The sequence below is a fragment of the Nitrosomonas sp. Nm166 genome, assembly GCF_900112825.1.
GTDB lineage: Bacteria > Pseudomonadota > Gammaproteobacteria > Burkholderiales > Nitrosomonadaceae > Nitrosomonas.
This window is the reverse complement of record NZ_FONE01000003.1, coordinates 113956-121165: the sequence shown is the minus strand read 5'-3', so window position 1 is coordinate 121165 and position 7210 is coordinate 113956. Positions and strand designations below refer to the sequence as shown.

Annotated in this window: 4 protein-coding genes; all 4 read right to left on the bottom strand. The window is 45.8% G+C overall.

Annotated elements, in window-relative coordinates:
- Positions 1 to 152, bottom strand: a 152-nt coding sequence (locus BM021_RS15920) for a methane monooxygenase/ammonia monooxygenase subunit C (protein WP_305728873.1), incomplete at its 3' end; no start/stop codon positions are given.
- A 353-nt stretch (positions 153 to 505) separates the two neighbouring features.
- Positions 506 to 3979 carry a UvrD-helicase domain-containing protein gene (locus tag BM021_RS01790; protein WP_090718113.1) on the bottom strand — a complete coding sequence of 1158 codons (3474 nt, stop codon included), beginning with the start codon at positions 3977 to 3979 and terminating at the stop codon, positions 506 to 508.
- Complete coding sequence (locus BM021_RS01785) at positions 3972 to 6734, bottom strand: PD-(D/E)XK nuclease family protein (protein WP_090718109.1); 2763 nt, start codon at positions 6732 to 6734, stop codon at positions 3972 to 3974. The genes BM021_RS01790 and BM021_RS01785 overlap by 8 nt, the downstream gene beginning before the upstream one ends.
- A 28-nt stretch (positions 6735 to 6762) precedes the next feature.
- Positions 6763 to 7086, bottom strand: a complete 324-nt coding sequence (gene fdxA / locus BM021_RS01780) for a ferredoxin FdxA (RefSeq protein WP_090718105.1) — start codon at positions 7084 to 7086, stop codon at positions 6763 to 6765.
- Positions 7087 to 7210: the final 124 nt, after the last annotated feature.

The window sequence follows — 7210 nt, the reverse complement described above, 5'->3', positions numbered from 1 at the left end:
GAATAAGCAAATGTCCTTTGATACCAGATCCAAAATATCGCAACCAGCAGCATCGTTGCCATGCCCAGCTTGTAGTACTTAGAGTCGTACCACAGCGACATGTCGTAGTCAGCGCTCTTAGCTGCGCTCGTTGTACCATATGTTGTTGCCATGTTCTTTTCTCCTAACTGTTAATCAAATACTACTTCTCATTCCTACTTCTTAATACTAATTAATTAGTACTGCTTAATTTGCGGCAGCTAAATCAGCTCTTTTCCCTCCCCTGATTTAGCTACACCTCTCAGGCTAGTCGACCTTGCCCCTTAAAGTCAAGTCATTTGTCATAAAATCCCTTTACCACTCCATGGAATTCTAACCCCCTAATCACAACTTTTCCACTTTGAGAACAAGGGTTAAAGAGAAAAATTACTTCACAAAAAATTTACAATTTTTTCTATTTTTCTACCTTCTAATTGCTCACCAGGAATCAAATCTTTTAAAAATTTTAAAATTGTTTACTCAATTCTTACCATTCGCGCCAACCACAGATCAATGGAAAATAAATTCCCAGTCTTACAGGTCGTGAATCTATTTGTTGCATGAGTTTTGCATAGCAATTGAGTTGGTGATGATAGCGCATCTGTTCGCGATCAAGAAAACCTTGGATATCCGAACCTTCATGGCTACTTACTTTATAATCTACTATCCATCGATCGCCGTTGGAATCACAAAAAGTCCTGTCAATTACCCAGCTCACGGGTGTATTATCGATAATGCCACTGATTTTTAATTCATTCTGTGCCAGCCGCTGGGGACCCAAAATCCATTGCCCGCGCTTGTCGTTAAGTGCATTTGTCAATGTTAAAATAACGCGCTCAACCGCATACTCCATTTCCTTATTGTTTCCGCTCATACCATCAGCAAATAAGTTCTGCCTAAATTGATTGCGCATCCCTTGTAGGCGTGCAGGGCTCCAGTCCCGCATTTCATCTTCCGCAATTTGTTGTAACCAACGATGTGCTACATTACCCACATGACGAGCCATTTCACTTGCCCAAGAAAATTCTATTTCTTCCCGTAAATGTGGATTACTTTGCCTTTCTTGCCAAGTTACTGATTGTGGGGCAGCTGGTAACACCCATTCTGTTCTCAATCGATAAATATTCTGATTTTTTATATTTCTAATCGTTATTTCATAGCTTTGGTCTTCTGACTGACAATTCCCAGCTGCATTATTTTGTTCTGCTGCATCTCTATAAATTGATTGTACTCTTGACCAGAGCCTGGATAGCAATGAGCCTGTCAATGGCTTTTGAGGTATAAGTTTCCCATCAGTATCCGGAATCAAATTTACATTACCCATTAAATGTAAAAATTTCTTTGCACGAGTGGCGGCAACATATAGCAGACGATCTGCCTCAAATTGCTCCTTGTCATGTTCCAGTTTATCCAGCCACCTGTAAATTGAATCAGCGCCTGTTCCAGTTTCTTGAATAGGTGCAAGCAATAAATCTGCAATCGGCGCATTCTCTCCATTCATCGCTTTATTATGTGGCTGTTCTATCCATTTAAGCAGCTGCTTATCATTCTTACGCGATACTCGACCAAGTCCAGGCACAATCACCGTATCAAACTCCAATCCTTTGGCTTTATGAATTGTCATAATCTGCAAGGTATCATCTGCTTGCAGATCCGGTGAGGCATACAGCTCACTCAGCCCCCTTTCAAAAGCCGCCAAGTCCTGAATATTACCGGCTTCTTCTCGATTCTCAAGATAATCCAGATAAATCCTGGCATCATCCAGACTGCTTATAATCTGATCCTTATCTCCGGCCATTGGATTAATACAACCCGGACCACCCACTACTTGCCAAACGGCTTCCACTGTAATGCGCAATGATTGGCGCTGTCGATGATTCATGCAGAGCTTCAGCACTTCGCGTAGCCGGCGGATACGCACTATCGCATCGGCTGAAATAGCATGCCAGCGGCTTTCATCGCACATCAATTCCCACACCGTGGTTTCTTGAGTAATCGCGCCGCAATCATTTTCTTTTTGCTCAATTCCCGCTAGCGCCGCGATGTCCTTAAGTAGAAGGCCACACCATGGTGCACGCAGCAATGCAAACCATGCCAGGCGATCGGCTGGATTTACCAGCACTCGGGTAAGCGCCAGCAAATCCTGCACGACGGGCTTGTGATGCAGCAATTCGATGTCAATGGCGCGGAAACATAAACCAGCTGCTCTTATTCGTTTAACAATTTCGCTTAAGTGGTTACGGTTACGTACTAAAATAGCTATCGTAGCAGTTGGATCGTCACGCCGCGTTTGCATGATAATCTCTACAACTTGCCGGGCTTCCGCCGCATGATCCTTCTCAAAAAAAGGATGTATCTTTACTGCATCGCCAGTAAGGGCGGGGTGTATCCCAATTGAAGGCGCATAGGCCACAGCACCTGTTGCAATATCTTCGCAAGTAGGCAGGATTTGCGAAAAAGTGTCATTAACCCAGTCAATAATCCTCTGCTGTGAACGAAAATTTGCCCTGAGTATGATCGGTTGCAAAACAAGATTGCCAATTCCCACGTTTCGTGTTTGCAAAAAAAGCCCCACTTCTGCCTCGCGAAACCGGTAAATGGATTGCATCGGATCACCCACCACAAACAAGCTACGCCCGTCCCCTGCTTCCCACCCTGCGATGAGTTTCTCAATCAACTTAAACTGACTAATTGAAGTATCCTGGAATTCATCAATCATCAAATGCTTGATGCGATAATCCAAAGCCAATGCCAGATCTGTTGGAGATTCGGAATCACCTAACGCGAGCAATGCGCGTTGCGCAACTTCTGAGAAATCCACTTTTCCCTTTGACTGAAAAATAATTTTCAATTGCGCCACAGCATGCGGCAGCAATCTTGTGATTGCATCTAATATTTCCCATTGCTTATCGGAATAATACGGTGGTGGAAGTTGACGCATAGCATGCAACGCTTGCCGGAGAGTTTCTTCTGAACTCAGCGAATTGATCAGAATTTCCAATCGGTTCTTCCATGCCTTTGCTGCGTCTTTCTCAGTTTTGGTATTGCCTGGTGGAAAGCCTTCATTAGCAGAGATTCTTTCTCGCCATGTACCATTCTTAGTCAATAATAATTCAGCAATGCCACACCAATGTTCGACATTCGACGCTGATAACGTATCTAACTGATCGCAGTGCGAAATTATTGATGACTTACCTATAGCCACAAGATTTGCAGCTGCATAACGCAGCAATGCCAACAACTCATCGTGCATCGCGGCGGGAAATAACCGAAAAACAAATTGCAGGGCATTGCGACGTGAATTTTGCAGGGATGCTTCCAATTCTTCCCGGGTTTTGCCGTAAATATGACGCAACCAATGGTCGCGCTGCGCCAGCATCTCAGCAAGCAGTGTCTCAACGCGTGCCATATCATTATCCAGATGCTCGAGCAATCGCTCCACATCAAGGGCAATCGCATGGTTTTGTTCCACCTGCTCCAGTGTGGCTCGCGCTGCCTCAAGATAGAAATCCGCAGCATCTTCAGTCGTCTCAGGCTGTGCACCCAGTTTTGATAGCAGTGGCATTTGCCGCGTCAATGCAGCACAGAGTGAATCAATCGTTTGTATCCGCAACCGCTCTGGATTTTCGATGAGATGCCAGCCCGCTTGGCAGTCCCGCTGCAAAAAAGCCGCCACTAACTCGCGGTTCAGTTTTTCATAGGCAGTTTCGGCATCAATAGGCTTCTTTTCAACTTGCAGCGCAGCCAAGACGCGTGTACGCATTTCTGCCGCAGCTTTCCGGGTGAACGTAATCGCCACAATTTCTTCCGGCGCATCGACGCAAGCCAGCAATTTGAGATAGCGTTGAATCAGCAGCGCTGTCTTACCCGATCCAGCGGGCGCCTGCACAATAAATGATTGGGCGGGATCCAGCGCCCGGTAGCGTTCATCGGCATCAGGAATGAGTTCAGTATCAGCCATTTTCATCCTCCTGCTCAGCTGAATCCTCGCCTGTTCGCTCATGAATTCGACACAACAGTTGCATGTCGCAGTATGCACAAGTTGCCGGAAAATCCTTGGGATTTACTTTGGCATTACCACTGCAAAAACCCTCAGCCAGATGTGTCAATTGCTGCCGCCATGCCGTGATCAGATCTTCCCAGCTAGCAAATTGTTTACATCCACTTAATTGCGAAAAGGCTTTCACATCCGGCAGCAAATCCGCATCGCGCATAATCGCCGCAAATCCCATTTCTCCTCGCTTGAGAGAGGCGAATGCAACGCCTGCAGCCTGTTGCTTCGCTTCAGTAATGAGTAGATATAAAGGAAGCTGCGGTTCATCCGGACGATCCCCGATCATTGTCTGAATCGATGGTTTCCTGGTCTTGTAATCAATGATGACATGCTGTCCATTCTCCAGTTCATCGATTCGATCCAGACGCGCATTCAGCACCAGATCACCGATCTGAATGAAGCATTTCTCCTCAGTCGCAATCACTGTAAAATGACCCCGCTTCTTTTCTTCACTCAGCCATTCATAAACCAAACGCACCAGGCGTCGCTGTTCAATCTGCGCAAAACGCCCTGAAAGCGCAACCGGCTTGTGCTGCTGCATCTGTAAAATCGCGCTGTCAACAGCGCTCGTCAGCATATTTTCAAGATCATGCTCACTGATGGCATCCAATGCTTGCTTGGTTTTCAATTGACGCCATAATTGCGCTAAAACCTGATGCGCCAACGAACCCCGTTCCATTGAATTTAAACCGGTATGCGGTACATTCAGGCTTTCAATCTGCAACTGATGCTTTGCCCAGGCTCGAAATGGGCATGCCGCGTAATCCTTGATCACCGATGTACCGCCTTTGATGCCTTGCCTGATAGTTTCCTCATCCAGTGGCAATGCTTGACTGTCTTCTATTCGCTCGAGTTGGCAGGATTGGAGAATCAGATCGCGATGCGATATCACATCAGGGAAAACCGGCTTGGCTTCAGGTATGGATTTGATTAACGGGCTAGGTTTTAATTCGTGTCCGTCACGATCATCGCTATATTTTGGGTAACTTACAATGACTTCCTGAGCACTGGATAGCCACCCATCCATCAAGCGCTGACAATAAGCCGATGACTCCAGCGTAGAACCCAGCGGCATCTTGGCTCGGCGCTGCAACTCCAAAGACACGAACGGATTGGGGCGGGCACGCAGAGGCCACTGTTCATCTGACAAGCCCATCATCCATATATGATCAAACACCATCCCTGCCGCTTCCAGCACGCCCAGAATTTGAATGGGTACTTCAGGTGTTTCTGGTTGAAATAGTGTTTCATTTGCCATTTGCTTCAGCCGGCTGATCGCTTCATGATAGCTCGTTTTTGCCATGACATGATCCAGTGCCGCAAAATCCGCAATTAATGCTTGCCATTTCTCAAGTGTCTGATATTCAGAAGAATTCATGCCGCGTTCGCCGGGAAAACCCGTAATCTTCAATACTTCAGAGATAATCTTGGCAAAAACTGCGTGACTCGCTAAGTTGGGAAGTTCTGTTTGGCGAAATTTAACTAATGCTGATAGACATTGCAGCAAAATCGGGCAGCTTTCCTGGCCACCTGCTTGCAGAGCGAGTGTGAGCAATCGTTCCAATGTAATCACAGGCTCGGCATTTCGGCGAATGCGCGCATCCAGTAATGCGCGCTGCCCCAGTTCAGTTTCTCCTCCTGCAATAAACGGAGAGCGCAGCCAATGGCTCGCCCGGCTGAACTCCATCCCTTGATCCAACAGCGCCAAGCCTGCAAACGCTGCGTCAATCATTGGATAAGAGGTAAGCGTTAAGCCCAATGAGATATTAAATGGAGCAATGGGACGCGCAGCGCCCGGCAATGCAAATCTGATATCCGGATACATGACCGTATTAAAAATCCGCATCAGTGCGCTGCGGTAATTGGCTAATGCCGGCACCACAATGCCGACACGAACCGCAGGATCCGCTTCTATCTTTGATCGTGCCCATATGGCTGCCTGATAAATCTCATCACGACTGTGGATATATTCAACACGCTGAACTCTATTCAGTAATGACTGATGGTTTGCTGTTGAACTGGCAACCACTACCTCGCACCCGGTGGCAATCAGTCTCTCTAAGAAAGCATTCTGCTGCGGTGTAAAAATATCAAACCCATAACAAATCAGGCAGGATGGCTTCTTGATATTCAAAAATTCATACTGTTCTGTAATCAGGCTACAAAGACGTGCCTGATCTGTTTGATGATTACGCGTTGTTATTTGTTGATAAGAATCTGCCCAATTCAGAAATGCCTTACCGTCTTCGTTCAGATAAAAATCGCCAAGATGACGGATAAGTTGCCATGCATGTGCAAGTTGCCATGCTTCGCGAACCGACTGTGCTGTCTGCGGAATTCGCAGCAACACTTTTCCCGTCTCAGAGGATTGAATAATGGATTCCCACAGCGCCTGTTCTTGTGCTGCAGAAAGTAGTAAGGGAAATATCAGTGCTTGCTTTGAATAAAGCGCATCAAAGTAAATACGCTCAATAAAAGCTGTAAATGGCAGAATATCAGCTGAATACCACGCTGCCATTCGATGGTTGATTTGCTCGTGGTTAAATTTTTCTTTAAGCGCCAACGCGAGTCTTCGGTTAGATGTGATAACCGCAGCACCGGCATTTATGCGCTTAAGAATCTCATCAAAGGGAAGTTGTGGAAATTTTGAAGAGTCAGACATGCGGTATCGGCATTACCGCCATTTCCGCTTAGCGTTCTAGGTGATCGAGCTTATCCTTAACACTCGCCCAATCATCCGCATCAGGCAGTGCATCTTTTTTTTCAATAATTGGTCGCCATTTTTTAGATAACTCAGCATTCAGATCAATAAAATGCACTTGCTCATCAGGAACATCATCTTCAGCATAAATTGCTTCCACCGGGCATTCTGCAACGCATAATGTGCAATCAATACATTCATCCGGATCAATAACCAAAAAATTGGGACCTTCACGAAAGCAATCTACCGGACATACATCCACACAATCCGTATATTTACATTTAATACAATTCTCAGTTACTACATAAGCCATGACCACTATTCCTTGCTTGATACTTTTATAGAATTTCGCATTTTAACAGAATTCCAATAAACAAAGCCATCATCAACATTCCTGAACATAACCTGGTATGGATAGAAAAGCCTTAGCTTCAGCT

Excerpts from the sequence above, each read along its gene's own strand:
- BM021_RS01785 (WP_090718109.1), bottom strand. The coding sequence starts at position 6,734 with ATGTCTGACTCTTCAAAATTTCCACAACTTCCCTTTGATGAGATTCTT.
- fdxA (WP_090718105.1), bottom strand. The coding sequence starts at position 7,086 with ATGGCTTATGTAGTAACTGAGAATTGTATTAAATGTAAATATACGGAT.
- BM021_RS01790 (WP_090718113.1), bottom strand. The coding sequence starts at position 3,979 with ATGGCTGATACTGAACTCATTCCTGATGCCGATGAACGCTACCGGGCG.